Genomic DNA, 774 nt, shown 5'->3' with positions numbered 1-774 from the left:
CCAAAGCATATCGGTGTTAGTCCCGTCCTTCTTCGGCTCCTAGTGCCAAGGCATCCACCGTGCGCCCTTTCTAACTTAACCATGTGAGTTACCTCACGGGTTGGTTCCTAACCTCTAGCTCCAGCGATGAAGCTATCCGTTAGGTGAAAGATTCACTTTCAGTTGATTCTCGGTTTCTTACTTAGTCAACGTTCCATCCAATCGGATAGCGCGTTTGCTTTACTAACTTTCTTATCTAGTTTTCAAAGAACAACTATCTTTTGGTGGAGCCTAGCGGGATCGAACCGCTGACCTCCTGCGTGCAAAGCAGGCGCTCTCCCAGCTGAGCTAAGGCCCCGTAATAAGGATATATAATGCGTTAGTGCTTTTTTCTACCACACATGGTGATCAGAAAGTGGGCCTAAATGGACTCGAACCATCGACCTCACGCTTATCAGGCGTGCGCTCTAACCAGCTGAGCTATAGGCCCGTCAATAAAAAGCGCCTCTTCCTTAGACCAGAAAAAGTGCTTACCACTAACTAGAGATTAATCTCTCAAAACTGAACAAAAACAACCGATAAAACAAACCGTAGGTTTCCTTTTCCTTAGAAAGGAGGTGATCCAGCCGCACCTTCCGATACGGCTACCTTGTTACGACTTCACCCCAATTATCTGTCCCACCTTCGGCGGCTGGCTCCATAAAGGTTACCCTACCGACTTCGGGTGTTACAAACTCTCGTGGTGTGACGGGCGGTGTGTACAAGGCCCGGGAACGTATTCACCGTGGAATGCTG

Annotated in this window: 2 tRNA genes and 2 rRNA genes; all 4 read right to left on the bottom strand. The window is 48.6% G+C overall.

The features are described 5' to 3' along the window. A 23S ribosomal RNA gene (locus PRIP_RS16045) occupies positions 1-81 on the bottom strand; the annotation flags it as partial. Between the two features lie 180 nt (positions 82-261). Next, positions 262-337 (bottom strand) — tRNA-Ala (locus tag PRIP_RS16040). Positions 338-395: 58 nt separating this feature from the next. Beyond that, positions 396-469, bottom strand: a tRNA-Ile gene (locus PRIP_RS16035). A gap of 120 nt (positions 470-589) precedes the next feature. Beyond that, positions 590-774: ribosomal RNA gene (locus tag PRIP_RS16030) — 16S ribosomal RNA — on the bottom strand; the annotation flags it as partial.

The organism is Paenilisteria riparia FSL S10-1204 (assembly GCF_000525995.1).
Classification (GTDB): Bacteria; Bacillota; Bacilli; order Lactobacillales; family Listeriaceae; genus Listeria_A; species Listeria_A riparia.
This window is presented reverse-complemented; position numbering and strand designations above follow the sequence as displayed.